29 protein-coding genes and 2 pseudogenes are annotated in these 25,997 nt (G+C 37.4%); 9 read left to right on the plus strand and 22 right to left on the minus strand.

The window, feature by feature from the left end; all coding sequences use genetic code 11:
- Window positions 1–17: 17 nt before the first annotated feature.
- Complete coding sequence (locus tag ACFVS1_RS09280; RefSeq protein WP_387546663.1) at window positions 18–257, plus strand: VTT domain-containing protein; 240 nt, start codon at window positions 18–20, stop codon at window positions 255–257.
- 185 nt (window positions 258–442) lie between these two features.
- Here the strand turns inward: ACFVS1_RS09280 and lgt are convergent.
- From lgt to ACFVS1_RS09305, 5 genes and pseudogenes are all read right to left on the minus strand, one after another.
- Window positions 443–865 (minus strand): annotated as a pseudogene (gene lgt, locus ACFVS1_RS09285) (prolipoprotein diacylglyceryl transferase); the annotation flags it as partial.
- A gap of 201 nt (window positions 866–1,066) precedes the next feature.
- A complete protein-coding gene (locus tag ACFVS1_RS09290; RefSeq protein WP_387546666.1) occupies window positions 1,067–1,777 on the minus strand; it encodes a cytochrome c biogenesis CcdA family protein in 711 nt (236 codons plus the stop codon).
- Between the two features lie 207 nt (window positions 1,778–1,984).
- Complete coding sequence (locus ACFVS1_RS09295; protein WP_387546669.1) at window positions 1,985–2,725, minus strand: prolipoprotein diacylglyceryl transferase family protein; 741 nt, start codon at window positions 2,723–2,725, stop codon at window positions 1,985–1,987.
- Complete coding sequence (locus ACFVS1_RS09300) at window positions 2,726–3,277, minus strand: TlpA family protein disulfide reductase (protein WP_387546672.1); 552 nt, start codon at window positions 3,275–3,277, stop codon at window positions 2,726–2,728. It lies immediately after the preceding gene.
- A gap of 697 nt (window positions 3,278–3,974) precedes the next feature.
- Window positions 3,975–4,788: pseudogene (locus tag ACFVS1_RS09305) on the minus strand (ZIP family metal transporter).
- Between the two features lie 336 nt (window positions 4,789–5,124).
- On the opposite strand from ACFVS1_RS09305, the gene ACFVS1_RS09310 reads away from it, so the two are divergent.
- Window positions 5,125–6,729 carry a multicopper oxidase family protein gene (locus ACFVS1_RS09310; protein ID WP_387546674.1) on the plus strand — a complete coding sequence of 535 codons (1,605 nt, stop codon included), beginning with the start codon at window positions 5,125–5,127 and terminating at the stop codon, window positions 6,727–6,729.
- Window positions 6,730–6,815: 86 nt separating this feature from the next.
- Here ACFVS1_RS09310 and ACFVS1_RS09315 read toward each other — a convergent pair whose 3' ends face one another.
- The 8 genes from ACFVS1_RS09315 to cdaS form a co-directional block, all read right to left on the minus strand.
- Entirely contained in the window at window positions 6,816–7,028 is a 213-nt protein-coding gene (locus ACFVS1_RS09315; RefSeq protein ID WP_387546676.1) for a metal ABC transporter solute-binding protein, Zn/Mn family, read from the minus strand.
- Window positions 7,029–7,266: 238 nt separating this feature from the next.
- Window positions 7,267–7,794: a thiol-disulfide oxidoreductase ResA gene (gene resA / locus ACFVS1_RS09320; RefSeq protein ID WP_387546678.1), complete on the minus strand. Its 528-nt coding sequence runs from the start codon at window positions 7,792–7,794 to the stop codon at window positions 7,267–7,269.
- 831 nt (window positions 7,795–8,625) lie between these two features.
- Window positions 8,626–8,928, minus strand: coding sequence for a hypothetical protein (locus tag ACFVS1_RS09325; protein WP_387546681.1), 303 nt, complete (start codon window positions 8,926–8,928; stop codon window positions 8,626–8,628).
- Between the two features lie 471 nt (window positions 8,929–9,399).
- Complete coding sequence (locus ACFVS1_RS09330) at window positions 9,400–10,542, minus strand: acyl-CoA dehydrogenase family protein (protein ID WP_387549267.1); 1,143 nt, start codon at window positions 10,540–10,542, stop codon at window positions 9,400–9,402.
- Between the two features lie 116 nt (window positions 10,543–10,658).
- Window positions 10,659–11,906, minus strand: coding sequence for a GTPase family protein (locus ACFVS1_RS09335; protein ID WP_352923564.1), 1,248 nt, complete (start codon window positions 11,904–11,906; stop codon window positions 10,659–10,661).
- A gap of 115 nt (window positions 11,907–12,021) precedes the next feature.
- Window positions 12,022–12,774 (minus strand): PadR family transcriptional regulator, encoded by a 753-nt coding sequence (locus ACFVS1_RS09340; protein ID WP_352923566.1) that lies wholly within the window; start codon window positions 12,772–12,774, stop codon window positions 12,022–12,024.
- A gap of 245 nt (window positions 12,775–13,019) precedes the next feature.
- A complete protein-coding gene (map, locus tag ACFVS1_RS09345; RefSeq protein ID WP_101222117.1) occupies window positions 13,020–13,766 on the minus strand; it encodes a type I methionyl aminopeptidase in 747 nt (248 codons plus the stop codon).
- 254 nt (window positions 13,767–14,020) lie between these two features.
- The gene (gene cdaS, locus ACFVS1_RS09350; protein ID WP_352923569.1) at window positions 14,021–14,641 is read right to left on the minus strand and encodes a sporulation-specific diadenylate cyclase CdaS; all 621 of its coding nucleotides are present in this window, start codon (window positions 14,639–14,641) and stop codon (window positions 14,021–14,023) included.
- Between the two features lie 276 nt (window positions 14,642–14,917).
- On the opposite strand from cdaS, the gene ACFVS1_RS09355 reads away from it, so the two are divergent.
- Window positions 14,918–15,238: a 2Fe-2S iron-sulfur cluster-binding protein gene (locus ACFVS1_RS09355; protein ID WP_387546686.1), complete on the plus strand. Its 321-nt coding sequence runs from the start codon at window positions 14,918–14,920 to the stop codon at window positions 15,236–15,238.
- A gap of 81 nt (window positions 15,239–15,319) precedes the next feature.
- Here ACFVS1_RS09355 and ACFVS1_RS09360 read toward each other — a convergent pair whose 3' ends face one another.
- Window positions 15,320–15,700 carry a VOC family protein gene (locus ACFVS1_RS09360; RefSeq protein ID WP_352923574.1) on the minus strand — a complete coding sequence of 127 codons (381 nt, stop codon included), beginning with the start codon at window positions 15,698–15,700 and terminating at the stop codon, window positions 15,320–15,322.
- Window positions 15,701–15,886: 186 nt separating this feature from the next.
- The gene (locus ACFVS1_RS09365) at window positions 15,887–16,315 is read right to left on the minus strand and encodes a hypothetical protein (protein WP_387546689.1); all 429 of its coding nucleotides are present in this window, start codon (window positions 16,313–16,315) and stop codon (window positions 15,887–15,889) included.
- A 213-nt stretch (window positions 16,316–16,528) separates the two neighbouring features.
- Here ACFVS1_RS09365 and ACFVS1_RS09370 point away from each other — a divergent pair, with 213 nt between their 5' ends.
- The 4 genes from ACFVS1_RS09370 (at window position 16,529) to ACFVS1_RS09385 (ending at window position 19,051) form a co-directional block, all read left to right on the plus strand.
- Window positions 16,529–16,996 carry a DinB family protein gene (locus ACFVS1_RS09370; RefSeq protein WP_387546692.1) on the plus strand — a complete coding sequence of 156 codons (468 nt, stop codon included), beginning with the start codon at window positions 16,529–16,531 and terminating at the stop codon, window positions 16,994–16,996.
- A gap of 48 nt (window positions 16,997–17,044) precedes the next feature.
- Entirely contained in the window at window positions 17,045–17,458 is a 414-nt protein-coding gene (locus tag ACFVS1_RS09375) for a VOC family protein (RefSeq protein ID WP_352923582.1), read from the plus strand.
- Window positions 17,459–17,762: 304 nt separating this feature from the next.
- The gene (locus ACFVS1_RS09380; protein ID WP_241591741.1) at window positions 17,763–18,263 is read left to right on the plus strand and encodes a VOC family protein; all 501 of its coding nucleotides are present in this window, start codon (window positions 17,763–17,765) and stop codon (window positions 18,261–18,263) included.
- Between the two features lie 236 nt (window positions 18,264–18,499).
- Entirely contained in the window at window positions 18,500–19,051 is a 552-nt protein-coding gene (locus ACFVS1_RS09385; protein ID WP_387546696.1) for a DUF402 domain-containing protein, read from the plus strand.
- Between the two features lie 74 nt (window positions 19,052–19,125).
- Here the strand turns inward: ACFVS1_RS09385 and ACFVS1_RS09390 are convergent, their stop codons facing one another.
- On the minus strand, window positions 19,126–19,773 hold the full coding sequence (locus tag ACFVS1_RS09390) for a lysozyme family protein (protein ID WP_387546699.1): 648 nt from the start codon (window positions 19,771–19,773) through the stop codon (window positions 19,126–19,128).
- Window positions 19,774–20,000: 227 nt separating this feature from the next.
- Between ACFVS1_RS09390 and ACFVS1_RS09395 the strand changes: the two genes are divergently transcribed.
- A complete protein-coding gene (locus ACFVS1_RS09395; protein ID WP_352923589.1) occupies window positions 20,001–20,156 on the plus strand; it encodes a DUF4021 domain-containing protein in 156 nt (51 codons plus the stop codon).
- A 189-nt stretch (window positions 20,157–20,345) separates the two neighbouring features.
- On the opposite strand, the gene ACFVS1_RS09400 is transcribed toward ACFVS1_RS09395, so the two are convergent.
- The 5 genes from ACFVS1_RS09400 to ACFVS1_RS09420 all read right to left on the minus strand — a co-directional run bounded on the left by ACFVS1_RS09400 (window position 20,346) and on the right by ACFVS1_RS09420 (window position 24,510).
- The gene (locus ACFVS1_RS09400; RefSeq protein WP_387546703.1) at window positions 20,346–21,131 is read right to left on the minus strand and encodes a glucose 1-dehydrogenase; all 786 of its coding nucleotides are present in this window, start codon (window positions 21,129–21,131) and stop codon (window positions 20,346–20,348) included.
- Window positions 21,132–21,163: 32 nt separating this feature from the next.
- Window positions 21,164–21,916, minus strand: a complete 753-nt coding sequence (locus tag ACFVS1_RS09405; RefSeq protein ID WP_387546706.1) for an SDR family NAD(P)-dependent oxidoreductase — start codon at window positions 21,914–21,916, stop codon at window positions 21,164–21,166.
- A 34-nt stretch (window positions 21,917–21,950) separates the two neighbouring features.
- Window positions 21,951–22,739, minus strand: a complete 789-nt coding sequence (locus ACFVS1_RS09410) for an SDR family NAD(P)-dependent oxidoreductase (RefSeq protein ID WP_387546709.1) — start codon at window positions 22,737–22,739, stop codon at window positions 21,951–21,953.
- A gap of 116 nt (window positions 22,740–22,855) precedes the next feature.
- Complete coding sequence (locus ACFVS1_RS09415; protein ID WP_352923600.1) at window positions 22,856–23,506, minus strand: GntR family transcriptional regulator; 651 nt, start codon at window positions 23,504–23,506, stop codon at window positions 22,856–22,858.
- Between the two features lie 206 nt (window positions 23,507–23,712).
- The gene (locus ACFVS1_RS09420) at window positions 23,713–24,510 is read right to left on the minus strand and encodes a DUF2935 domain-containing protein (RefSeq protein WP_352923601.1); all 798 of its coding nucleotides are present in this window, start codon (window positions 24,508–24,510) and stop codon (window positions 23,713–23,715) included.
- 277 nt (window positions 24,511–24,787) lie between these two features.
- Here ACFVS1_RS09420 and ACFVS1_RS09425 point away from each other — a divergent pair, with 277 nt between their 5' ends.
- Window positions 24,788–25,447, plus strand: a complete 660-nt coding sequence (locus tag ACFVS1_RS09425; protein WP_387549269.1) for a formylglycine-generating enzyme family protein — start codon at window positions 24,788–24,790, stop codon at window positions 25,445–25,447.
- Window positions 25,448–25,695: 248 nt separating this feature from the next.
- On the opposite strand, the gene ACFVS1_RS09430 is transcribed toward ACFVS1_RS09425, so the two are convergent.
- Window positions 25,696–25,956, minus strand: a complete 261-nt coding sequence (locus ACFVS1_RS09430; RefSeq protein WP_352923603.1) for a hypothetical protein — start codon at window positions 25,954–25,956, stop codon at window positions 25,696–25,698.
- Window positions 25,957–25,997 lie beyond the last annotated feature (41 nt).

The raw sequence follows: 25,997 nt of genomic DNA on the forward strand, positions 1-25,997 counted from the left end.
GAAAAGGGATTTAATATGTGAAACATCCTGTTCCACCAAATTCAAAATATCTTAATAAACTCATGAGGTCAAAAGGAAAAGAGGCAGCTATATTAATTGTATTACTTCGGCTTTTTTCTTTTATGCCATCTGGATTGATCAACCTCGGAGCAGCCTTAATTAAAATCAACTTACTTCACTTTACATTAGCTAGTGCTATAGGAAAAATTCCGGCAATGCTAATAGAAGGATACTCCGTTTATGAAGTATTATCCTAGGAAGCTGAAGGGAAAGTTGCCTTATTTATAGTTTCATTGTTGATTTTAGTGATTAATTGGTTAATAAAAAGAAATCGTTTCGGCGGTTAAGTCTTTTCTAATGTACTTATCTAACATCACTTAGACATATTCCCCTCCCACTTTGATAAGGTGAATTAATTCTCTACTTAAATATCGTTTCTAATTCAGGAATCCTGATATTCTTTAGCCGCATAGCCCCTTCTCCTTCGAATTATCATAATGATAAAGGAACCTAAAATTAGTACCAGTGACATGAGTTGTGCCATTCTGATTTCATCAAATAGCATAAGCGAGTCTGTACGCATTCCTTCTATAAAAAACCTTCCAAATGAATACCAAATTAGATAAAACAAAAAAATTTCCCCATGACGGAAATGGGTTCGTCTTAAGAAAAGTAAGAATAGAAACCCTGCAACATCCCATAGTGACTCATATAAAAAGGTAGGATGATGATAGACACCATCTATATACATTTGATTAATAATAAAATCCGGAAGCATAAGGTTCTCTAAGAATCCTCTGCTTACATTCCCTCCGAATGCCTCTTAATTCATAAAATTTCCCCATCGGCCTATCGCCTGGCTAATGAAGGAAATCGTAATCTGAACTCCCTCTTGATCATTTCCTTTAACACCTGTTATAGTCTTATGGTGGATTTCACCCCCTTCTTCCGACCAGGTGAATGATTCATCCCTTTTTAATGAAGTAACTATCTTGTTTAAATCAGCCTGCTCTACATTTTCCATTATTGACCCGTAGACCATATTCACTCTTTTAAACAAGAAATATTAGAATCCAGTAAACCCTCTAAATATGTAGACAGTGAGAAAAGATATGATTTTAGTCATCCAATCGAAATATAAAAAGAGTCCCATAAAAATCATTAGGTATCCGCCAAATTTTATAAACTTTACATTGTATTTTTTTATCCATTTTAAATTGCCAATAAAAAAGGCCATTATAAAAAATGGGATGGAAAAACCTAAAGTATACATTAGCATATATAATAGACTGGCATTTGGATTTGAAACACCCATTGCGATTACAGCAGCTAGAATGGGACCCGTACAGGGTGTCCATCCTGCGGCAAATCCCATACCAACAAGAGCAGACCCAAAAAAACCTGTAGGTTTACTCTTGAAATTGACCTTTTTCTCTTTCATCAAGAATGTAGGCTGAAATAAACCGCACGCAACTAGTCCAAAGAAAACAATAAAGATGGCCCCTAATTGACGGATAATATCTTGATACTCAACGAAAAGCTTACCTATTAGTGAGGTAGATAAACCTAAGGCTAAAAAGATTACGGAAAATCCTAAAAGGAAAAACACAGTGTGGAAAATTGCCCTCTTTTGCATAATTCCATTATTCCCCTTTAATTCATCCACAGAAACCCCTGTAATATAGGATAAAAATGCTGGATATAGGGGCAGGCAACAAGGAGAAATGAAAGATAAGAATCCTGCACCGAACGCTAAAAAAATATTCACATCTGTCATGAGATGATTGATCCCCTTTCTTGTATATATTTCCTCATTTGGATTAATAATTTATTATAATGCTTAGATGTGCAGTATTTATGAAGTTTATATCTTTAATTTTCCCTGTTCGTTTTACAAACAAAAAAACCTTATAAAGACATAAGGTTTTTTTGTAAACGATAAAGTTAGATAAGCATAAACTATACGAATAGTATTCAAGTTTTTTCAGGGTGCTTTCTCATCTGAGATTGTACGTACTATTTCTTTTTCTGTCTTATTAATAATACCTACGATTATTAAAAGTATGGATATCCATTGCAATAAGGATAATTGTAAAACTATAAGTTCTTGAGGATAAAGGAAAGAAAAAAACATTCCACAAACCCCAAGAATAATGGCCATTTTCCTAGAAAGCTCCCCATGACTTTTTTTAAGACCCGTTTTTAAAGCAATAAATAAGAATATCCCAAATACAATTGCGAAATACAGATGTATGGGATGATATTTAATGGATGAATCAGCCATAGATACCCCCCAAGGAAGATTCGTTGAGTATCCATAGATGGGATTGAAAAGATTGTATAGAAATAAAGAGGATAGAATACCGATAAGTAAATGATCAAAAAGCTCCATTAATGCAATCATCATTTTTCTCGCCTTGATGTATAAGTACAGAATTGTTAATATACCACCTAATATAAATGACTTATCGTTGCCATTTGTATACAAAATAAGAGAGGGATTTTGAAATACTTCTGTTGGTTGGAAGAGAACAGGACCAAATTTCCAAGCGAATAAAAGTAATAATGCTGCCCCAGAAAATATGTCTGTCACTTGTTTCCTAAAGGGATTTTTTATGTACCTAAATCGAAAGTCTATTATTAGATAACCGGCTATTCCACTAATGATGATTATAAGCAGTTTATATTGTAATAGAAAGGGCCCTACATTTATGACGTCATCCATTTATTTAACCTCATTTTCGACTAAACTTTGAAATTTTTCTTCAAATATTTTCCCTCCAGCAAAACCCATAATTTGATCAACAATTATTCCATCTTTATTGATAAAAAAGGTAGTTGGAATTGCTTGGATATGATACTTTTTAGACACGGCATCATCAACATCAAGTAAGACTGGAAATTTAAATCCATAGGTTTCAGCAAAAGTCCGAGCACCTTCTATAGAGTCACCTGATGTGATGTTAACAGCATAAATTTGTACCTTTTCTCCGTATCTTTCGTTTAATTTTACTAACTCCGGCGCTTCTATTTTACATGGGCCACACCATGAGGCCCAAAAATTAATCACTAAAGGTTTTGATACATCAGACGTTGAGTATTTTTTTCCATCTAATGCCTTTAGTGTAAAACTAGGCCTCTTAAAATTTACTTGGGGAGCCTCTTCCATCTTATTTAAATTTTCTGCGGAAGTGGTTAGGCTATTTTCCTTATTAATTGTAGTAACAAAAGTCCATAATAAAGCAAATAATAATATACCGCTTAGTAATTTCTTCAAAATACTCCCTCCAGATCTCATAGCTATAAAAAATAGAATTTTTTATTGTCCATCCTGGACTCTCCTTGACAGTGTCAGAAACATTCTAAATTGCATTAGTAAAGTAGGCTATCAAAATAATAAATACGGACCATATAATAAAAAAAACACAGGTGAAATCCTTTTCTTTTTCCTGGTTTTTCGTTTGCTGCAGCACCCCATCTTACATCCTCCGTTCCTTATTATTAATTGTTGAGGTTATTTTACACGTTAAATTTGCAGAATTTATGAAAAAAACTCAAGTAAGCCTTAATTACCTGTGTGAGTAATACATCATTGTATGGAAAATTCAAATTAAACACTTTTACATCCTCTAATTATAAAGCTAAGAACGTAAAACATTAGTTGTACCTCCACAATCGAGAATATTTAAGGTTAAATAGATTGAGCATGCTGATGATTCTTTTCCTTTCAGGTAATTGTATTAGTCAGGGATAACCTCCTTATCTGAATAGAGTTAGCCTAAAATAAAAAGCCGCATTTCTAATGAAATGCGGCTTTTTCCAAATAATTCGTTAACTAAATTATATAATAGGATGTATTGGTCACGTCGAGCAGGGATAATCCCAATACCTATTTACTTTATGTACAACTTAATAAATCCTGTTTTTTAACTATGGGATATCTCTTGACAGGAATTACAGATCAATTGTTTCATTTACCCAAGTGCTACATCCACTATCATCATTATAGTAAACCCTATCATTAAGCACATAGATGCGAAATCTTTATTTCCGTTCTCTTGGGAGCCAGGAAAAACCTCTTCAACGACTACAAAAATCATGGCTCCGACCGCAAAACTTAGTGCGAAAGGGAGAAGTGGTTCAATTAGAGTAACTGCTAAAACTCCCATCACAGCAGCAATAGGTTCAACTTTTCCCGAGAACTGCCCATATAAAAAGCTTTTTCAACGGGACATTCCCTCTCTTCGCAAAGGCATTGAAACAGCAACACCTTCTGGAAAGTTTTGAATACCTATCCCAATCGCTAAAGAAATGGCACCGGACAAAGCAGCAGACGGAAAGCCTGCTGCTCCAGCTCCGAATGCAACCCCCACCGCAAGACCCTCTGGTATGCTGTGTAATGTAATGGCCAACACAAGTAGAGTGCTCCGTCGCTTTCTTTTGGGATGAAATCCCTCTGCATTCTCCAATGAAGAATTAGGGTGCAAGTGAGGAACGATCTTATCCACTCCCCATAGAAATAAGCCACCCAATAAAAATCCTATAGCAGCAGGTAACCAAACTGGTAAAGTACCACTCTCTGCCATAGAAAGAGCCGGAGATAGTACGACCAAAAGCTTGCTGCAATCATTACACCACCAGCGAAACCTAACATCCCATCAAATAGCTTAAGGTTCATCGCTTTAGTGGTGAATACTAAAGCAGCACCAAGTGCCGTCATGCCCCAAGTAAATAGTGTACCAATTGATGCCTGAGTTACTGGATTTAAAGTTTAAAAAAATCAACCACTTAAGTTCAACTCCTTCCAACTAAATTTCAGATGTAAATTTATAAACTCGAGGATAGGCAGATTCCTTTTGGTCTATATTCCCAAATTGTTTTCCAGCTTGTGTATGCAGTTACCGTTAAATGTTTTTCTAATGAAAGAATATAGCTATAGGTTGAAAAGTTTCAATTTCCTTATCAACTTTTCAAACGGAATTTATTTTTATTTAGTGTTACCATTTATTATTTGTTTTTCCCAAACAAATTGCAAAATCCTTAAATCCTACAAACTAAATTCATAGTTTCTGCAAGTTTATATTATAAGATTAAAAATGAAAATGAATGGAGGAGGTATATAGTATGAACATAAAAATCATTGGATTTCTTACTTTTGTTATATTATTTTTAACCGCATGCTCATCAGCTGGAAATATGGGCAATATGGATCATAGCCAAATGGAAGAGAAAGATATAAACAAGGAACAAAAGGTGGATAAAAAACTCCCTGAAACATCAAATACAGAGATTCAAACCGGTAAAACATTCAACATCGTTGCAAAAGAAGCAAATCACCAATTAAATGAAACAGTAAATGTTACTGCGTGGACATTTAATGGTTCAGTCCCAGGTTCCCAAATTCGGGTGAAAGAGGGCGAAGACCTAAAAATAAACTTAAAAAATGAGCTACCCGACCCTGTAAGCATCCATTGGCATGGAATACCTCTTCCTAATAAAATGGATGGTATTCCAGGAGTAACCCAAAATGCCGTTCAGCCAGGTGAGTCCTTCACCTATAAATTTAAGGCCTCAGTACCAGGAACGTATATGTATCACACGCACCAGGATGGCGTAAATCAATTAGATAAAGGACTTTACGGCTCATTAATTATTGAACCGAAAGAAGTATCTTATGATCGTGATTACTCCCTTATGCTGGATGAGTGGATGAGTAACCCAGAAGAGGGAATGGATATGGAAGGCATGAATGATATGGAAGGTATGGATCATTCAAACATGAGCGGGATGGAAGATAGCGATTCTGAATCAGATATGGACCAGGATGAAGGAACTGAGGATGCCAATAATATGGCACACGATATGAGCAATTATGACATCTTCACTATCAATGGCAAAAGCGGAAAGGATGTTGAGCCTCTAACCGTAAAAGAGGGTGAGAAGGTCCGATTACGATTAGCTAATATTGGATATATGTCTCATAAAATCCATTTACATGGACATAACTTCAAAGTGGTTGCCATAGATGGCCAAGAGTTAAATGAGCCTCAAGAAATAAAGGATCAATTACTCCCTATTGCACCAGGAGAACGTTATGACATTGAGTTTGTTGCTGACAATCCGGGTCAATGGTACCTAGAGTGTCATGGGGAGATGGATGGTACGGCTGGTATGAAAACGGTCATTCAATACGACGGAAGCAATGAATCAAACGATACACCAAATGAAAAAGAAAAACTTCCTGTCTTCAATTACACTACCTATGGAGAAAATACAGAAACTGAATTTACTTTGGACCAAAAATATGATGTAGAATATACGATGGATTTGAATACGCAAATGAAAGATAATAAAATGGCCTATACAATCAATGGAAAGACGTTTCCTGATACAGAAAACTTAGAGGTAAGTGAGGATGATCTCGTCAAAGTAGAATTGGTAAATAATTCTGAATCAGATGATCACCCCATGCATTTGCATGGTCACTTCTTCCAAATTTTAAGTGAAAATGGGAAGCCCGTTGAAGGTTCACCCATCTATAAAGACACCGTTAATTTAAAACCTGGTGATGAATATGTGGTTGCCTTTAAAGCTGACAATCCTGGTAATTGGATGTTCCACTGTCACGATTTACACCATGCCTCAGCCGGTATGATGAACATGGTTAAATATAAAGGTTTTGAACCTGACTTCACACCAGATCCAGCTGCTAATAACAAGCCAGAATAATAACTTTAATTTCCATATAAAAATGCGATCTGCTTATTAGATCGCATTTTTTGTGCTTTACTAGCCTCTTTATTGTAATACCTTTCTTAATGTTTCAATATTCTTTTGCATGATACGTAATCTTCCTTATATTGAACATCTTTTGGGGTTAATGCTTCTAAATTATGAAGTGTCAGCGTTTTCGCTCCAATTTCTCGTTCATTTACTTTTGCCACCTGATTTTCCACATTTTGTTCGAATAGGATATATCGAATATTTTCCTCTTCAGCCTCCATAATGATTCCCACTAGTTGTTTCATTAGTCCTCCTTTAATAATTACAAATAGTAATAATTACGATTTGTGATTTATGCTTTTAAATACATGTCTAATTTAATATGAATTTGTATTACATTTAGTAACAAAATTTTAAGCCATATGGAACTGTCAATAACATACACAATATCAATTGGTTTTGGTATGTATTTACTGACAGTCCTTTTTTATACTTAAAACTATTTTATCTACTTCTTAATATTACTATATTATTAATCTTTTCCTATGGCTTAATTCTCTCCATATGCGTTTTAATATCTTCTTCTGTTAATCCCCCTGTAATTTCATCAATAACTTTTCCATCCTTATCTATTAAGAAGGTAACCGGCAACGGATTTACCTTATACGCCGATTGAACCTCTCCTCCTTTATCGTTTAGAATGGGAAATGAAAGTTTATATTTGTCAGTGAAGTTCTTCACTGCATAATCTGATTCTCCTACATTCACAGCCAAGATTTGTACTCCCTTTTCTTTGTAATGCTGGTATTGGTTATCCATGAATGGCATTTCTGTTTCACATGGTTTACACCATGTACCCCAAAAATTAAGAAAGACACCTTGTCCTTTGTACTCAGAAAGCTTATGTTCATTACCTTCTATGTCTGTAAGGATAAAATCAGGAGCTTCTGAGTTTAATTCGATTGAATTCATTTTATCTTTGTTAAGATTGGTATATAAAGAGTATACCACTGCTGCTGACAACCCTATAAGGATAACCGTTCTCATAATAAGCCGCTTTTTTTTATCCATCAACTTCACCCCCTTTCCAATGATTCCCTTAAAGACACTGACATGCATTCATACATAATCACGTCTTAAAATCCCTCCTTTTCACACTATTAAGAAAGGCTTAAGGACAAAAGTAGTTTGATAAAAAAGAGTCGTTCTAATAAAAAAATTGCATGAATCATTTAGTTTGTTTCTTCCTCACCTCGACAAATTTTTCATTTTGATTTTTTTATCTTACCTAAAAAGTTTGCAGATTTTATGGAAAAAATGAAAATATTTAATGAAAGTCTTAGAACTTGGTCAGCAATTCCCCCCCCCACACATGTTTGTGCAAAATTTTGTAATAATCAAGTTCACTTATTTCTCCATATATACCGTTTAGGGAAAAATCTTCTTCTGGTAAAGACCGTAAAGGTTCTATTTTTGCAAAATTGTAATTTCCTATCAGAAAAAAGTTAATTCATCACTGTATAACAATGATGAATTAACTTAAAACATTTAGTCCTTCTATTCACTTTCATTTTGAATCTCCTGTTGTTTCTCGATTGTTCTTCTATAATCGTAATCCGAAGGATTTATAGGCTTAAACCCTTTCGGAGTATAAAAGCGTAAAAGGTCTCCGTATACGACTTTGTCTGAAAATTGAAATCTATTCTCGACCATCTTTTCATAAACATCAATTTTTTTATTTTTGTCCACTTCTTTCCTAGTTGATGTTTCATAGTATTTATCATCAACTTGGTGACTCTGGGGGTTATAAAATCACCATTACGGAAAGGTACTAATTGTTTTTGAAAACTAGCTATACCCCCGCTTTCTTCGTTATAGAAGATAGTGAGTACGATAACGCACTCATTTTCTGATTATTACCTTTTCACCATCAATTGAAAGTTCCATCGCTAGTAAGCTTTTGTAGTCTATCTTCTGTAGTTTCCTGATTTCAGCTGGGATTGTAATTCCACCATAGTGAAAGACACACTTATTATAAATATTTTCTTCCAGACTCTTTTCAATAATTATTTCGCTACCTTGTTGATAAACAGAAACCATTTCACCTTCCTTGAATGGCAGGAAATTTCGAATGGCTTTTGGAATATATATCTGTCCATTCAAATTAATTTTATAAAAATCCTTGATTATTACATTATTACTCAACACTATCAGTCCTTAAATTGAAATGAGTAAATTTAGAAAGTGTTAACTCCAAATCAGTGTAAGAACACCCACGAGGGCGTAAATAAACTGTTAATCGAATAACTTCTCTAACCCTTATCTAATTATTATAAAAAAAAAATGTGGAGAAATTGTGGAGATAGTTATTAAATTAGTACAAATAAAACAACTTTTTGATCTTGACTCTTTCTTTATTGGAGCAGCGGAATTTTTAAAACGCTTTTTGTTTCTTCTAAATCTGAAGAAGAAACAAAGTATAGAAAAACCTAGAAGAAAGGCAAAAATATAACCATAAGAATATTTTTTTGTTTAGTTTTTCTTCATTTTTCTTTTTTGTGCCCCAAAGCCATATTCCAACTCTCTGCCATTTATAGAAGGATGATTAGCTAGAAAAAGAACAGAAAAAAACACTGAAATGACTTCGTCGTTTTCAGTGTTTTTTCGAATGCGAACTTAATAAAGAGCGGATTTTGCGAGCATCGTTATAGTCGCATCATCCATCGGAGGATTATGGAGACCTGCGCGTACATCTCTATAGTAGCGTTGAAGAGGATTGTTTCGTTGTAAGCTTTTGGCTCCTACGACTCTCATCGCTTTATCGACGATGGAAATCGATTTGTTGACGACCGATAACTTAACAGCCCCCAATTGCTTCGATAATTCCTCATGATCTTCAGGCTGCCGCACCCATTTTTCTGCGACAGAGTAGAGGAAATGGTGTGCTTCGCCCAATTGCAATTCCATCTCCCCGATTGTACGTTGAACATTCGGAAGGTCCCTGATTGGTCCTGGTAAGCTATTGGGAGAATAGGTTTTCGCAAATTCGACTGCGTAATTTCTGGCAGCCACTGCAATTCCCAAGTAGCAAGCCGGTATATGTAATAGCCATGATTCAGGTTTTCTTTTTTCACCAGGATTGCTTTTCATGACATAATACTTTTCAGGCAGGCTAACATCAGTTAACACCAAATCATGACTTCCTGTCCCCTGCATGGAGATCATATCCCAAGTTTCTTCTATACTTACACCCGCTACATCACGATGAACTAAAAAAGTGCCTAAACACTCATCCTCGGGTACCCATGCCGTTACAAGAAAAATATCAAGGATGGGAGAGAGTGTAGTAAAAGTCTTTCTGCCATTCAAATTCCATTTTTCACCTTTTTTGATAGCGATCGTCTCCGGTCGGCCTCCGCGCGTCGGGCTTCCCGTTCCGGCCTCAGATGCTGCCGTATTGATTAGAGCGCCTTTCGACACTTCATCAAACAACTCTTTCATGACTTCTTTTTCCCACGGTCTCTTCTCCGTTAAGGAGAGGACGGTTCCGACATGCCAGCCTATTCCTAAGGCTGTTGGGCCGCAATATTGAGCTATTTTTTCTTGGCATAGGAGAAAATCATATAAGGAACCTCCGTAACCTCCATCCTCTTTTGCTAACGTTAATTGAGGATATCCGAATTCCTTTAACTCCTGAATGTTTTCAAATGGAAATCCCTTTGACTCATCAAGAGCGTCAGATCGGCCGGAAAAGGACTGAATCGCTTCCTCTAATTTTTGGATATATTCTTTTTGCTTCTGTGATTGAAAAAACGACATGAAGATCACCCCTCCTGTAGTAAACAAAAATCCTGAACCATCCAGCAGCAGAAACAGAACGGCTAACTCCACTTTATCATATCACCTTACTGTAGTTTATGGTTCGAATCTGCCTATTAAGAGTCGATGTCTTCATTTTTATATTCTTTGTTCGCGTTCTTGTATGCTTCCTTCGCCTGATCAATATTTTTGTTTTCGAGAAAGTAAGCGATCGCTGCTTGCCCGATTCCATATGTGACTGCGCCCGCTACCGCACCCGAAACGGCTAGGCCGGCTCCTGGGATGAAACGGACAGCAGCCCTGACACCTTCCCTGACAAGGAGACCGATTCCGACATTGATCCCTAATGCTGCAATGAATTCACTTGCCGTTTTTGTATTGATTTCTTTATCCGCGATAAAACCAATCACCACAATCATCAAACCTTGAATGCCGGTCAAAATGGGGAAATCGGCAAAAGGTATTGGTTCTGCACCGATTAAACCTGCGATTGCCGTAAACGTTCCGACTATTTTCCGTGCGAATTTCTTCTTTACGAATTGGCTCTGCATAGCTTTGGCTGTCTTCAGCTTCGCTTCACTGGGTAAGGCCTCAATCAAGTAATCAGAAAGCAAATCTATGTTCCAACGCATATCATATTCAATATTTCCGTTTTCATCAAAATCAATATAAGAACAAGTAGGAATGATGTTCAAAAGTGGTATTTCACTCTCTATAAATCGTTTTGACATCAAAGCGATGGCTTCATCAATATTCTGCTTTTTCTTAGGATTGGCATCAAAAGGTACTTGCTTATAATGTGGCGGATCTAATTCATCCACTTGGGTAACCACACAGATGACGGGTACATCATAATGGTGATTCTCTTTAACGATCTTGCGCAGCTTCTTCAATTCTTGTAAATCTTCTTCAATCCGGGAATCCGTTTCTTTTGCTTTAATCAAGAAAAGAAACACATCAGGCTGTTCTTCGGTTACCGCTTTTATCAATTCATCCAATGGTGTTTCTTCTTCGAACTCTTCCGTAGGAGCTTCACTCTCACCCAGCCCTCGGGAGTCCAGCAAACGGATTTTGGGCTCGGCATCACTCGGGTACCATAGCCATTTTCCCTTACCCGTTCCGGATTTAACGGAACTGACATATTGCCGTTCCTGACCAAACATCGCATTGATCAGTGATGATTTTCCAGAACCTCGCCTTCCGACAAGTGCAATTCGTGGTTCCCTTGCATCAACTGTCATCGTTTTAAGCTTTAAGAGCTGGTCGAGCATTTTGTTCTTTTTCGATTGTGAAATGGGGAGCTTATCTACCTGGCCTTTAATGAAACTGAATATGCTACCCATTTCATCGTGTTTTCCCACCATCACTCATTCCCCCTTGTTAAGAAGTGTTTTAAGTAACATTTACCCTTGAACGATTCAATTTAAGCATGTAACTTCATTCTCCTTACAAATTAAGGGGCCCATTTCTTTTATTCATTTAACTCTTTTCTTTTAAGAACATAATGACACTGGCCATGTATTTTTGGATTTCCTGGACTTGAAAGGCGGCAGAATCCGCAATCTGTTTGTAATGATGCTGTCCTTCATCGGTGATTCGTAAATAGCGTTTAGTTCGTTTTTCACTTTCCCATCTGCCGACGAGAAGCCCGTTCTCTTCCATTTCATGAGATAAATCGTATAAATAACCGTTAGAAGCGATCCAACCGAATTGGTTTTTAAGCAGATCGCCAATTTCCCCCATGTAAATGGGCTTTTTCGTGAAAGCTGCTTTTAAGGTTATATAACGGACAAGATCCTTCACCGATATTATTTTCGAGAAATACGACCTGTATTCTTCAGGAAGCTCATTAACAACCGGTGGGTTTTCACCAGATCCCCTTAAATCGAACATGAAGCGATCAATGACCTTTTTCACTTCGGAAAACCGTTCCAGGAAATTTTCTTGATACCATATGTAAAGCTCTTTGCCTTTTTCCGTTATTTGATAATAATTTCTCCCCTTACTCGTATATAAGGATAAATGATTGGAATCAACTAGCGTATTGGATATTTTACATAAGTAGTCATAGCTATGCACTTTGCCAGTGAACGTATTTTTCAGGTCTTGATGAATCGCCCTTGGATAATTCGCTTTTATCCTCAAAGAGTGAAGTAAGAAAATCGTTAAAAATTCCCGCTGGCTCAACCCAACCGTTTCAACCGTTGCAGACAGTTTCTCCCCTTTCTTCACTGTCAAAACCCCCTTTATATACTGGTTATATAACACATCATTAAATATTTCTTCCTTCCCCTTATTATCCTGTGCTGCCACATAATAGTAAAGTTTTTAATACCTAAAATGCCTAGTACTAATTTTTCGGATTCGATCTATTGTGGGATGGGATGAATACTGAATATTCTGTCGAGGTTTATTATGAAATAGTTTATAAACCAAAAGAAGAAACGGCCCTTGATAAGGCCGTTTCTTCTTTTGGTTTACTGTTCCGTTAAAATGATCGGTTCACCTTTTGTAATGACAAGGGTATGTTCATATTGCGCGGAAAGCTTTCCATCTGCCGTTCTAGCCGTCCAGCCGTCTTGGTCCATTTTCATATGCCATGTTCCTGCATTCAGCATTGGTTCGATCGTGATGACCATACCTTCTTTTAGACGGGCACCTTTACCTGGCTTACCATAATGCAGGACGGTTGGATCCTCATGCATGGTTTTACCGATTCCGTGACCAGTAAAATCGCGGACAACAGAAAACTTTTCACCTTCTGCATATGACTGGATTGCATGCCCGATGTCCCCGAGTCGATTTCCTGCCCGTGCAACTTCGATGCCCCTGTATAAAGCATTCTTGGTTACATCCATTAAACGCTGAGCTTCATCGGAAACTTCACCGACAGCATATGTCCAAGCGGAATCTGCCAAACCGCCGTTAAGGTTCACCACCATATCAATCGTAACGATGTCCCCCTCTTTTAAGGCTTTCTTTTGTGGAAAACCATGACAAATTACATCATTCACTGACGCGCACGTTGCATATTTGTAGCCGTTATAGCCCTTTTGTTCAGGTGTAGCTCCATGCTCTGCCAAGTACTTATCGACAAATTCTTCGATTTCCCAAGTCGTGATGCCCGGTTTTATCATTTTTGCAATTTCTCTATGGGTCGCAGCAAGAAGTTTGCCCGCTTCATGCATCAAATTTATTTCTCGTTCACTTTTAATGGTTATCATTTAAAATCCTCTTTCGTTTTATAACTTTTCTGATTGAGACTCCTTGTTTATCATATGCCTTTTTTTATATAAAAAGCAACCAAAAACCCGGTAAAAATCACCGGGTTAATTAATTCATGACCTTTTTTATACCTGTAATTCCGAGAAAAATAAAAAATGGAAGCCAGCGTTTACGTTTTTCACAAAAATGAATATTCCAGGTGAGAATTACCTAGAATTTATAATCACGATAGAACTTAATTGTCTCAAAAATTTTATATAGGCCCATGTGTATTAATCGGGTACAGATTTCCATCAAACGCAAATGAAACTCTTCCTGTTTCTTCTGATACTACCAATACCAGGGCATCACTTCGTTCAGATAAACCTAATGCAGAGCGGTGGCGTGTTCCAAGTTTTTTTCCCCCTGTTGATCTGTCTGAAAGCGGAAGGACATTTGCTGCGGAAACAATCTGATTTTTATTAACCAAAACGGCACCATCATGCAGTGGATTTCCAGGGAAAAAAATTGATTCGAGTAAAGAATGGGTTAACTCCGCTCCTATTGAAATACCGGGTTGAATCAATGAATCAATAGGGTCTCCTCGTTGAATCACAATCAAGCCGCCATGTCTCAAATTCGACAAATTTTGTACGCAAGTTGATAACTCAGGATATTTGTCCGTAAACGGTGACAAATAACAGTTCAAATAAAATGTAGCTGCTTTCATATCGATGTATATAAATTTTTCCTTTATTTTCTCGAAATTTCCAAGAAGACAATAATTTTCATCACCCATTGCTTCTAAGTTATCTTGTAATGCTGATATTACTTGTCGTAAATCCTCTTTTAACATTTGTTTCATTGGTGAAAAATCACAATTGCCATTATTCACAGTCATGCACCTCCCCTTTATTACTTCACTCTCTTTCTTTCAATAAATCTTAATAGGCCTCTAAAAGACCAATCTTATTTTTCGTAGCTCTAGTTAAGGCATCGTTAAATTTATAATGATGGATGTACTTAAAGTTTGTCTTCATGATAATTAATTATTCATCTTTACTATCAATTCAGTAATGACTTCACATTTTTTTATGTCATATGGACAAGGTAAAAGAATAGATATGTTAATGACCTGTTGAAAGATATTCTATATAAGAGGTGGTATTAGATGCCTTATGTAACCGTATTTAACCAAGGAACATTTGAAGTTGAAATGGGAAAAAAATTAGTATTAGCGTTGGAAGATAACGGTATAAATATTCTCCACCGATGCGGCGGGAAGGCTAAATGTACAACTTGCAGAGTTGAAATATTGGCAGGTGATTTTTTGGAGGTCACACATAAAGAAAAAGAGATCTTTGAGGAAAAAGGAATGGAAGATCATTTACGTTTATCTTGTCAAATTTACGTGAATGGAGACATAACCGTTCGGCCGATCAAGACGGTAGAAAACTCTGGTATTCCTGCTGGGCCAAGGCCTGCTGACTGAATAGTTTCATAAGTGTCGCATTTTAATCAAAAAACATCAAAACAATTGTTTTGATGTTTTTTTAATCTTTAGCCAAATGAATTACTTCTTTTCCATGACCGCAAAGTAATTATCTTCATTATCAGCAAAATTGAAGACTCTTCCAGATGGCATATTTACAAGCTCACCCACTTTGATATTCTTCTCTGAAAAGTCTTTATATAATTCATCAAGATTATCCGAGTAAAACATTAACGAAGGTGTATTAAGATTTAATTCAGGCTGCATTTTAGCAATGAATTCCTTATTATGCAGGATGATACTCGTCTCTGCTTCCTTTGTTGGGGCTATTTCAATCCATCTTAGCCCTTGGCCATTATCTTCTTCAGAAATGACGCTAAAACCGAATTTTTCCGTCCAAAATTTCAATGACTCGTTTTGGTTATTTACATATAACATAATTTGACCGACTTTATTAATCATTTGCTTCTCTTCCTTTCTGCTGGTTCCGTTTTTAAATGAATCATTTATGGATAAGCATCATGTTGGTTGGAAATTATAACTGATTAAATCGTATTATATATGCAAGATTTAATCAATATTTACAAAAATTGATTTTTAGGAAGGTTTTTGAAACCTGAACATTGGCTTAAGAAAAGCAGTTATCTCTTACGAATTTTGCTTAATTGTTTCTTCTACATATTCCAAAAAATCTGTATATGTCGACTTCCCTTCCAGATATTGCGCTACCACAGTTAATGGAACTATAACCTTATCTCCCTTTTTGGAGTAAAGAACCGTTTCTGTTTTAATGCCCCTATGCACCCCGTCAAGTGCAGAAGAAAATTGATAAACAGAATCATATTCATACCATTTAAAATCTTGATTGATATACCTTTTGATAGTTTCTCCAATATACGCACCTATTCTTATCACAAAATTATCAAAATGATTCTTTAAAAGTTCACTGCCCATTTGAGTAGCACATAATCTTTTCGAATAAGCATCTATATAGCGAATGCTTTCAATAGTGAAATCTAAATTTCTCTTTTTTAGATTCTCTTGATTCCAAGTATCTTTTGATACATCCTGATACATTAATTCGCACTGCCTTTTAAATCATTTTTTATTAATTTTGTTCTATTTAAGGAACCGAACATATGACATTTCCCCTTTATTAATGATCTAAGTGTTAATGATAAGTCTACACCGGTAGATAAAAAAACCTATGCAATCTTTATACGGAAATTTGCAGGACTTTTCGATTTTTCACAGAACTTTTATACAGAGTATTTCTCAAAGGAGAGTGGAATGGTGGTTCTATCGAAAAAGGGTTTGTTAAATATATTGGAAGGCAACAGGAACTTGACGTTGCGGGTGGTTGAAGCTTTCCCTGAAGAGGAATTGTTTCATTATACACCGGCCGGGAAGCTTCGCCCTTTCGCAGAGATGGTTAAAGAAATCATGAACATTGAGACTGCATATATGCGTGGAATTGCAATGGGTGTATGGGAGTTTCCAGATTCGTTTGCCGGAATTTCTACCAAAGAAGAACTTGTATCAGCATGCGAAGCAGTAAGGGATGATACAAGGAACCTGTGGGAGGAAATGACCGAGGAAACGCTTGGAGTGGTTGAAAAGGATCCTTTTTTCGGTCCCTCACAAAGCCACTTTGATAGACTTCAATATGCCTTGGAAAATGAAATCCACCATAGGGGACAGGGTTATATCTATCTAAGAACACTCGGGATTGAACCGCCGGAATTTTTCGTACGATAATAATGTAATAAATTTGGAGCAATGAATATGAAAATAGGAGTGAGATAAATGTCAGTTGATGCATATCTTAATTTTAATGGGAATTGTCGACAAGCAGTTGAGTTCTACGCAGAGGTTTTTGGAACGGAACAACCAAATATCATGACCTTTGGGGAAACACCTCCTAATCCGGAATTTCCCCTTCCAGAAGAAGCGAAAGATTTAGTCATGCATACAAGGCTAAATATTAGTGGAAGCAATATCATGTTTTCAGATACTTTTCCTGGTATGCCTTTTGTGGAAGGAAACAATATCAGCCTGGCATATGTCAGTAATGATTTAGATGAAATTAAATCGATTTTTAACAAACTAAGTGAAGGCGGCACGGTTGGGCTAGAGCTCCAAGAAACATTCTGGAGTAAAATTTACGGTCAGTTAACCGATAAATTCGGAATCCAATGGCAATTTAACTTCGAGAGCTGAGAAACGAAATTTGGATATAGGACTTTTCACTGGTGAGAAGTTTCTATATCCTTTTGTATGTTTCCATCACCGTAAGGCAAGGATCTTGTAACGAGCATAGGATTAAGGGGATTAGTTAATTATGGGTTAGAATACACAAAACGGCACACTAACCCTTACATAACTTTCTTGGGTCATAATAAATGGTATATAGTAATAGGGTACCTTCAACGTATTTAATCTTATCGAATAAATTCGCATTTCCATGATAATAGCAGCGTTTAGTTTTCCTGGCTAACATGAAAAACAATAAAGGAGAAAAAATATGAAAAATAAAATCCAAAAAATTACAACCAACTTGTGGTTTGATATACAAGCTGAAGAGGCTGCGAATTTCTACACTTCCATATTCGAAAATTCTAAGATCGGAAGAATCACTCGCTATGGAAATGCAGGAAATCAAATCCATGGGAAGCCAGAGGGATCAGTGATGACCGTAGAGTTTGAACTGGACGGACAAGCATTCGTAGCATTAAATGGCGGTCCGCAATTCAAATTCACCGAGGCAATTTCATTTATCATCAATTGCGAGGATCAAGAAGATGTGGACTATTATTGGGAAAAACTCTCCGAAGGCGGCGATGAAAAGGCGCAAGTGTGCGGTTGGCTGAAAGATCGATTTGGTGTGTCATGGCAAATTGTCCCTGAAGATCTAACCGAGATGGTAAACGACTCCACCCCTGAAAAATCGGAAAGAGTAATGAAAGCGCTGCTCCAAATGAAGAAAATTGACATTAAAACTTTAAAGCAGGCGTATATAGGATAGGTTCCTAAGGAACATCAATCTAGTAAGTTGGATCCATTCCTGAAAAGTATCCGATTTTGAAGTAACTAAAGCCTAGTTTCTCGGTATTGCAGGTGTGAAATTAAGTTTTTGTTATTTTAATTTCCTGAAAGTTGTAAATCCGCATCATCCTGGCGATACCTCTATTAGAAAGGATAAACTTTCTTAAGTATACTATCATACATGATCTAGGTCGTTTTAAGGGAGAAATAGATACAATGGACAATATATTAAGACCAGCACGACAACATGGCGATGAAGTCATGGAAAGAAAAATCCGCTACGACTCCATAGTTGTAGAACATAACTGTTTGCTGTTAAACGGACAAAATAAACATGTCGTGCTTTTTCATGAAATCATGGATTCGTTCACGATGAAAGCAGGTCCTATAAAATTAACCATTCCTATAGGCAGTTATACGATTGCTCATTATTGGAAAGACCGTCCTTATAATTTATACATTTGGAGAGATAACGACGGAAACTATTTAGGATCCTATTTTAATATTATAAGAAATACATATATGGCGGATAGGTTGGTATCCTTTGAAGATTTGATCATTGATATCTTGGTGCTTCCGAATGGGGCACATTTTATTTTAGACGAGGAAGAGCTACCTGTGCCATTAGAGCAATTTGAGAGTGGTTCTGTTAAACAAGCTCTAATCTCTTTACTTGATTCCATTGATATTATTCTTTCACAAACCCTTTCAGAATCCGATAAGCTCTATAAACATAAAGACCTCTTTCCATTGCTGATCAGCAAATGACTTTGGCTTTGATTCTTTACACTCAACAACATGAACAAAAAGCCTACTTCATTCAGTAGGCTTTTTGTTCTCCCTCATTCACCATCAGCTTGTGCCGATATACTGTCGGCAAGCTCCTCAATGTTCTTAGATACCTTCGCGCTGTATGAGTAGTCACCGTAGCAATATGGGTATCGAAAATTATCTTTGTCACCGCCGCAATCATAGAGCGTGGGGTTTTTTTCAACCTGAAGCATGGAGAACTTCTTTGCAAGCTCTTCATTATGCTTGCCCCCTTCATTCGCAACGAAATCAATATAACCCATTCCCATGTTATATGCTTGAAGGATCGTGGCAAAATCCACGCCCTTTTCATTGCCATATTCATTGATCCTCTTAAAATGTTTCACTCCATACTTAATGCTTTCCGTTGGATCTGTGATTGTATTTGGATCAAGGCCCGCTGACTCAGATGCCTGCATTGGGTCACCGCCCCGTCCTCGGCTTTCCTGCTGCATCAAAGCAATCAATGTCGAAGTATGCTCCTCAAGTCCGTATTTAGCCAACTCGTCTCGCAGAAGTGAACTATACTTTTTCACGTTCGCAAAAGAATCGAGCGTATTTACTGATGTGGTAACATTTTCGGAATAGGGGGTTTGCATGATTTCCTTAACGAGCAAAAATACAAAAATCAGGATGAAAATGGTTAAAGCTTTCTTTGATTTCTTACGTTTCTTCTTCACATTCTCTCTCCGTTATCTCAGTTAATATATTTATATCTTAACAAATTAAAAGAGTAATAACTATTTAGAATAACCAATTAAATGTTCCGCAAAAATAATTACCATTAATTTCTATAAATACATTTTCCCCACCGCTTAACTTGGCCGCAAAAATCTTAAAAGGAACAGAGGCACACCGTGCATATTTTTAGGACAATGAGACACCCTACTGGTTGGAGGTGATATGTATGGACAAGAAGAATGAAAAAGAAGAAATGCTTGATGATAAAAAGAAAAAATATAGAAACGAGTTTGGGGCAGATCCAGATGAACAAGAAATGAATGGTCTGTATGGTATGCTGGAAACTGAATATGAAGATAAGCTACACGATAAAGAAAAGTAACGATGGGTTTCTTGAAAATTTGTTAATCGCCTTTTAAAGCGTTTTTCTATGTGTTCATATAGTTTCATATATATGCAAATAAACGAAAATCGAGAAAGTCTTCGTTTTTTCCGAGTTTAAATCCATTTGGTCATTAACTAAAAGGATACAATTAAAAAGGGAGTGATCTACTGTCACTCCCTTGCTCAATTAGTATTGTGAAGATTGTCCGCCATCAATCGGAATGACTACACCGTTGATGAACTCTGATTCCCCTGATAATAGGAAGGCGACTAAACGGCCGACTTCTTCAGGTTTACCGAAGCGTTTCTTAGGATTCACACTGACGAAATCAGCCATTGCTTCTTCCCAATTCTCTCCGCCTATTTGCCTGAATGATCCCTCTACCATCGCGGTTAAAATTACTCCTGGTGCAATGGCATTTATGCTGATTCCATATTGACCATATTCTATGGCAGCAGTCTTTGTTAAGCCTGCTACAGCATGTTTACTTGCAACGTACGCACTTTGGTTAAGCACAGCACGAATTCCGCCTACAGAAGCCACGTTCACAACTGCCCCTGATCCTTGTTCCTTCATGATTGGCAGAATGTATTTCATACCATAAAATACACCATTGATATTGATATCCGTTACTTTGTTGAAAACGTTGCTATCGTATTCAGCCATAGGGGCCTGTTTACCTTCGATACCCGCATTATTATAGAATCCATCGACTCTGCCATATTTGCTGATTGTTTGGTCTACATAGTTCTTTACTGCTTCTTCATCCGATACATCTGCAGTGACCAGAAGCACTTCCGATTGTGGTGCAATGTCTAAGATTAATTTTTTTGTCACTTCCAAAGATGCATCGTTTAAATCAACTAATGAAAGTTTAGCTCCTTCTTTAGCCAGTTCCAATGCGGCTGATTGTCCTAAACCTGATCCTGCCCCGGTAATGATTACAACTTTGCCATCGAATCGTTTGCTCATATGTCAAAACTCCCTTTTTAAGATTATATTGATTAGCCCTTAAAGCTTAAGAATCCATCATCAACAGGAATGACTTGTCCATTTATGGCATCCGCTTTTTCAGAGAACAAGAACGTTACAACTTCAGCAACTTTTTCTGGCTGAATCAATTTTTTCCTCATATGAAGTTGTGCCAAACTGTCTAGGAACTCTTGATCTTCACCAATGATTGGCGTTTCGATAAAACCTGGTGCAACACCGACAACACGAATCCCATATTGCGCAAGTTCAATTGCACCGGATTTAGTCATCGCGATGACTGCCGCTTTTGCAGCATGGTAATTAAAGCTGCCAATAGAAACCATCGTGCCATATATTGAAGCTGTATTTACGATCGTTGCGCCTGTAACACCAAGCTCGACCATCTTCCTTGCTGCATAATACATGCCATAATAAACGCCGTGTTGGTCTACATCAACTACTCTGTGGTATGATTCTGGATCCATCTCCAAAAATGGTTTTACTAGTCCAATTCCAGCGTTGTTGAAAATGCCATTGATGGTGCCATGATTGGCAATTGCGGCTTCGACCATCGCTTCCACTTCTTCCGCTTTAGCTACATCCACTTTCACGAAAGATGCTGTTCCACCCTTTTGTTGAATAGCTTCAGCCGTTTCTTTAGCGGCAACATCATTGTAATCTGCCGCTACGACGATAGCTCCCTGGCCAGCTAATTTATATGCCGTTTCCTTTCCAATTCCGCTGCCTGCTCCTGTAATTATTATGACATTTCCTTTTAAACTCATGTATTCGTCCCCCTTTAACTAAGTTAGTTGCTTATCAGATTAAAATCGCCCCTCCGTCGATTACAAGTTCTTGACCCGTAATGTGGCTGGAAAGATCGGATACTAAGTACATCATTAGATTTGCAATTTCCTGCGGCTCAGCATACCGGCCATCCGGAGTCGTTGCTTCCAACTGTTTTCTAGCCGCTTCAGCTGCCGCGGAATCACCTTGACCAAATCCGCTTTCAATCGACCGCATCATAGCCGTGTTGACGACACCTGGGCAGACGGCATTCACCCGGACACCATGTGGAGCAACTTCGACACCAGCAGTTTTCGTCATTCCTAGAACCGCATGTTTACTAGCGCCATACGCCACCATGTTTGGCGTTGCCAGTAAACCAGCTCCAGAAGCTGTATTCACGACCGCCCCGCTTTTTTGTTCAATCATATGGGGCAATACATGTTTCATGCCCAAGAAAACACCGCGTACATTTATTGACATTAATTGATCGAAAACCTCTGCAGGATAGTCGATAAGCGGCATGATTTTGCCTTCCCACCCTGCATTATTCAAGAAAATATCGATTTTCCCATAGAAATCTATCGTTTTGTGAACATAATTTTTTATATCGTCTTCCTTTGTAACATCGGCTTTAACGAATTTCGCTTCGCCGCCTTTTTCTTTAATTTCATTTACCGTTAACATGCCAGCCTCTTCGGAAAGATCTACAACAACCACTTTGGCTCCATTTTCTGAAAGTGTAATAGACGCTGCCCGGCCGATACCCCCGCCGCCACCGGTAACAATTGCCACTTTTTCTGTAAAATCAAATGCTTGCATAATATTCTCCCTTTCTCCCTTTGTTCTTGGTGATGATATTCTTGTTTGAATACGATTACATCATAACATTGTTTTTGTCGATTGTCGACAATTAAGTTTAGAGCCAAAGACTGACTCTACATCACTCCACGATTCAAGGCTTCATGAATTTCATTTTTTGCTTTAACTAAATCATCTTCTAAAATGGCCTCAATAGACATTTTTAATCTAAAATGGAAACTTTCCATCGTTTCCGTATTCCATTGACTTTGGGCAAAAACCATGAGAATATGACTGGCTTCTTCAAAAAATCTTGATAATGCTTTGTTATTAGCGATTGAAAAAATATATCGAAATATCTGTGTTGCCCTTTTTTGATACTCGATAACATTACCTTTTTCACACTCATCTGATGCAGTTTCTAAATGCTTTCGTAATGATTGCTTATTTTCTGTGTGCCATTTCCCTTGGGAAAATTCAATGCACATCTGGATCAGTCCGATCGTAACATCATTATATTCAATGATTTCCTTTTGTGAAAATGGCTTGACGATCGTTCCCCGCCTCGGTATTCTCTCAACTATACCGTCAACCTGCAATAGATAAAGGGCTTCGCGTACTGGTGCACGGCTAGTATTCAATTCTTTGGAAACGTCTTCTTCGACGATTTTCTCTCCAGCTTCTATTTCACCTTCAATGATTTTTTTTAAAATGTGTTTTGCGATTTGTTGTGGTAACGATTCTCCAAAATAAATGCCATCTGTCAAAGTGGAAGTATTTCCAAACATCTTTCAGCACTCCTATACTTCTATAATTAATTGTGGTTTTTTTAGTATAACATAAGGAAAGGAATTAACTTCCTTTAAAAATTACATCAAAAAGACTTAAAGTCCAATCGCCTGGTTCGAAGAGTTATACATACCCTACAGATTTTAGGGTTAAAAATGCAACAGATCTAGAGCCCCTTTTATATTAAGGGCTCCATGTGTACTTTTTAATCAACTAGCCTCGGTTTCGCTGGATCGCAGTCTGGCTTTTCCGTGTCTGTCGATTCAGCGAGTTTCGTTAAATAATAACATTCTTCACGCCACATATGATCAGCCATTAATGGCGAAAACGTTCCAAGAGCCTGCGCACTAAGCTCAAGCTCCTCCAATTCAAGCAGGAAGTGCTGGAAGAATTTAATTTCCAATGTGACGTCCGCATTCATTTTTTCCAATGCTGGGAAAGTTGACAGATTGGTTCGTAAAAATCCAGCCATTTCAACAGCTTTTAAATAAAAATCATTAAAGTGTTTTTTATATTGGTCACTCTTCTCTTTTAACCTTTTTTCAACGTCATCCATATTGGATGATATTGCGCCTGCATGTCCTGCTGCATCTAACAGCCAAACTAAATGATGATGAACCTCATGAAAAACCGGCGGCATTTGATCTGAATTGAAGTATTTCAATATTCTTAAATATTCTTCTAATTCATTCACCATATGATTAAGGAATGAGGGCGAAAGATGTATTTTTATTTTACCTGCCAGATGTTCTTTAATTAGGCTTAGCTTAAACTCTCGAAATCTTATTGTCTCTTCTTCTGCGATGGCAGTAAGTTGCGAAATTTCTTCCGAATTGGCTTGACCAAGGAGAGCATCAAAAATTTGAATGAATTCAGAGGCAATTTCAATGTTTTCCACTTCAACCGGAGCTAAAGACTCATGGATGAACCTGGCATGGTCTCCTAAGATTTGCAGCCAAAACCGATGCTCGAATCTTGCGGTTTTCTCCAAAAACTCGTTCATTTTCTCCCCCCATAATTTAAAGTATAAGAAACTCACTTATAATTTGTATTCCTAAACCTACAAACATATTAATATAAATTATATGGGGCGTAATGAAGCCTTAACTTGATCCTATACCCTCAGATTACTCACACACCAACTAATTAATGGGTTCTTTGAGTCGCTTACAAAACAGTCATTTTAATACAAATTTAAACCAACCTTATATTTATTTATATTGATTTAATCGTTCTGGAATGAAGGTCGGTAGGAGGAAGGTAGATTGTCAAAGGAAATAATGAGTTACATTGACTATCCATTGGAGAAAATTCCAGGAGGAGAAATAGAATTAAGGGACGATAGAATTAAAAGTAAATGGAAAGCTGAAATAAGGCCGTTCCTTCTTGGCCGTAATCCTGTTACTACGGATTTCTACTATGCCATTACAAATAAATCACCTAATTCTTTTGATCGGGATCTAAAACCTGTTGTGAATGTTTCTTGGAATGATGCAATTTCTTTTTGTAATCTACTTTCACGGAAAGCTGGACTGGGAGAGTGTTATTCTAAAAACGGGGAAAACATGGTTTGTGATTGGGAATCAAGCGGTTTTCGACTTCCTTCAGAAGCAGAGTGGCAATATGCATGTAAAGCCGGGACTGCTGGTTATAGATATGGAGAACTGAATAAGATTGCCTGGTATAACGAAAATTCAGGGGGCATGATTCATGAAGTAGGAACCAAGGAACCGAATCCATGGGGGCTGCATGATATGTTAGGAAATGTTTGGGAATGGTGCTGGGACTTATATGATGAACAAGTGTACGGCACCTACCGTATTTTTCGAGGAGGTAGCTGGGCTGAGGATGCCAGGGGTTGTGGAGCTTCATGTCGCCGGCGCAGCCATCCTACATTTTGCATAGACGACCTAGGATTCCGCCTTGCCAGGTCTTTTTAACTTCAGAAAGCAAACTTCATTCAAGGCTTCACAGTTTTAGTAACGCATTACAGGAGGAAAACAGAGAAATCAGCTGTTGTATTCATGATGGACCCAGAAAAAAGTGAATCTCCAAAAAAACCCCGTCCTTATATGTATCTTAATTGCACATCTTTTCATACTTATTACCAGTTTCTTTGGAGGATTCCAATGGGGACAAAATAAAAAACCTGATAATTTTTCAGGTTTTTTATTATTTCTTCATTCGTTTACCAGAGAAATGCGAGAAAAACTAAAGATGCAATGGCACCAAAGGCAAATCCATTTGCGGCACCCCAACCATATCCTGCATTAAAACCTCCATAACCAAAACCCCCAAAGTTTCTCCCACCGTCAAATGGACGAATATATACACGGTTCGGTGTAACCCGGTGTATGATTCCCCGATGTACGGTTCCTCTGCTTGTACGAATTTCAACCGGTCTTCCCACACCTTGCCTGCATTTATGATAATAATTATGATATCCCATTTTTTGCACTCCCCTTGTCAGTCGATTTTACATCGTATGCA

Source organism: Peribacillus sp. NPDC058075 (assembly GCF_042885195.1).
Classification (GTDB): Bacteria; Bacillota; Bacilli; order Bacillales; family DSM-1321; genus Peribacillus.

What these genes read in the sequence shown, in the direction of transcription:
- ACFVS1_RS09290 (WP_387546666.1), bottom strand. Translation starts at nt 1,777, where the DNA reads ATGACAGATGTGAATATTTTTTTAGCGTTCGGTGCAGGATTCTTATCT.
- ACFVS1_RS09295 (WP_387546669.1), bottom strand. Translation starts at nt 2,725, where the DNA reads ATGGATGACGTCATAAATGTAGGGCCCTTTCTATTACAATATAAACTG.
- ACFVS1_RS09310 (WP_387546674.1), top strand. Translation starts at nt 5,125, where the DNA reads ATGAACATAAAAATCATTGGATTTCTTACTTTTGTTATATTATTTTTA.
- ACFVS1_RS09315 (WP_387546676.1), bottom strand. Translation starts at nt 7,028, where the DNA reads ATGAAACAACTAGTGGGAATCATTATGGAGGCTGAAGAGGAAAATATT.
- resA (WP_387546678.1), bottom strand. Translation starts at nt 7,794, where the DNA reads ATGGATAAAAAAAAGCGGCTTATTATGAGAACGGTTATCCTTATAGGG.
- ACFVS1_RS09330 (WP_387549267.1), bottom strand. Translation starts at nt 10,542, where the DNA reads ATGTCGTTTTTTCAATCACAGAAGCAAAAAGAATATATCCAAAAATTA.
- ACFVS1_RS09335 (WP_352923564.1), bottom strand. Translation starts at nt 11,906, where the DNA reads ATGGTGGGAAAACACGATGAAATGGGTAGCATATTCAGTTTCATTAAA.
- map (WP_101222117.1), bottom strand. Translation starts at nt 13,766, where the DNA reads ATGATAACCATTAAAAGTGAACGAGAAATAAATTTGATGCATGAAGCG.
- ACFVS1_RS09355 (WP_387546686.1), top strand. Translation starts at nt 14,918, where the DNA reads ATGCCTTATGTAACCGTATTTAACCAAGGAACATTTGAAGTTGAAATG.
- ACFVS1_RS09360 (WP_352923574.1), bottom strand. Translation starts at nt 15,700, where the DNA reads ATGATTAATAAAGTCGGTCAAATTATGTTATATGTAAATAACCAAAAC.
- ACFVS1_RS09365 (WP_387546689.1), bottom strand. Translation starts at nt 16,315, where the DNA reads ATGTATCAGGATGTATCAAAAGATACTTGGAATCAAGAGAATCTAAAA.
- ACFVS1_RS09370 (WP_387546692.1), top strand. Translation starts at nt 16,529, where the DNA reads ATGGTGGTTCTATCGAAAAAGGGTTTGTTAAATATATTGGAAGGCAAC.
- ACFVS1_RS09375 (WP_352923582.1), top strand. Translation starts at nt 17,045, where the DNA reads ATGTCAGTTGATGCATATCTTAATTTTAATGGGAATTGTCGACAAGCA.
- ACFVS1_RS09380 (WP_241591741.1), top strand. Translation starts at nt 17,763, where the DNA reads ATGAAAAATAAAATCCAAAAAATTACAACCAACTTGTGGTTTGATATA.
- ACFVS1_RS09385 (WP_387546696.1), top strand. Translation starts at nt 18,500, where the DNA reads ATGGACAATATATTAAGACCAGCACGACAACATGGCGATGAAGTCATG.
- ACFVS1_RS09395 (WP_352923589.1), top strand. Translation starts at nt 20,001, where the DNA reads ATGGACAAGAAGAATGAAAAAGAAGAAATGCTTGATGATAAAAAGAAA.
- ACFVS1_RS09400 (WP_387546703.1), bottom strand. Translation starts at nt 21,131, where the DNA reads ATGAGCAAACGATTCGATGGCAAAGTTGTAATCATTACCGGGGCAGGA.
- ACFVS1_RS09405 (WP_387546706.1), bottom strand. Translation starts at nt 21,916, where the DNA reads ATGAGTTTAAAAGGAAATGTCATAATAATTACAGGAGCAGGCAGCGGA.
- ACFVS1_RS09410 (WP_387546709.1), bottom strand. Translation starts at nt 22,739, where the DNA reads ATGCAAGCATTTGATTTTACAGAAAAAGTGGCAATTGTTACCGGTGGC.
- ACFVS1_RS09415 (WP_352923600.1), bottom strand. Translation starts at nt 23,506, where the DNA reads ATGTTTGGAAATACTTCCACTTTGACAGATGGCATTTATTTTGGAGAA.
- ACFVS1_RS09420 (WP_352923601.1), bottom strand. Translation starts at nt 24,510, where the DNA reads ATGAACGAGTTTTTGGAGAAAACCGCAAGATTCGAGCATCGGTTTTGG.
- ACFVS1_RS09425 (WP_387549269.1), top strand. Translation starts at nt 24,788, where the DNA reads ATGAGTTACATTGACTATCCATTGGAGAAAATTCCAGGAGGAGAAATA.
- ACFVS1_RS09430 (WP_352923603.1), bottom strand. Translation starts at nt 25,956, where the DNA reads ATGGGATATCATAATTATTATCATAAATGCAGGCAAGGTGTGGGAAGA.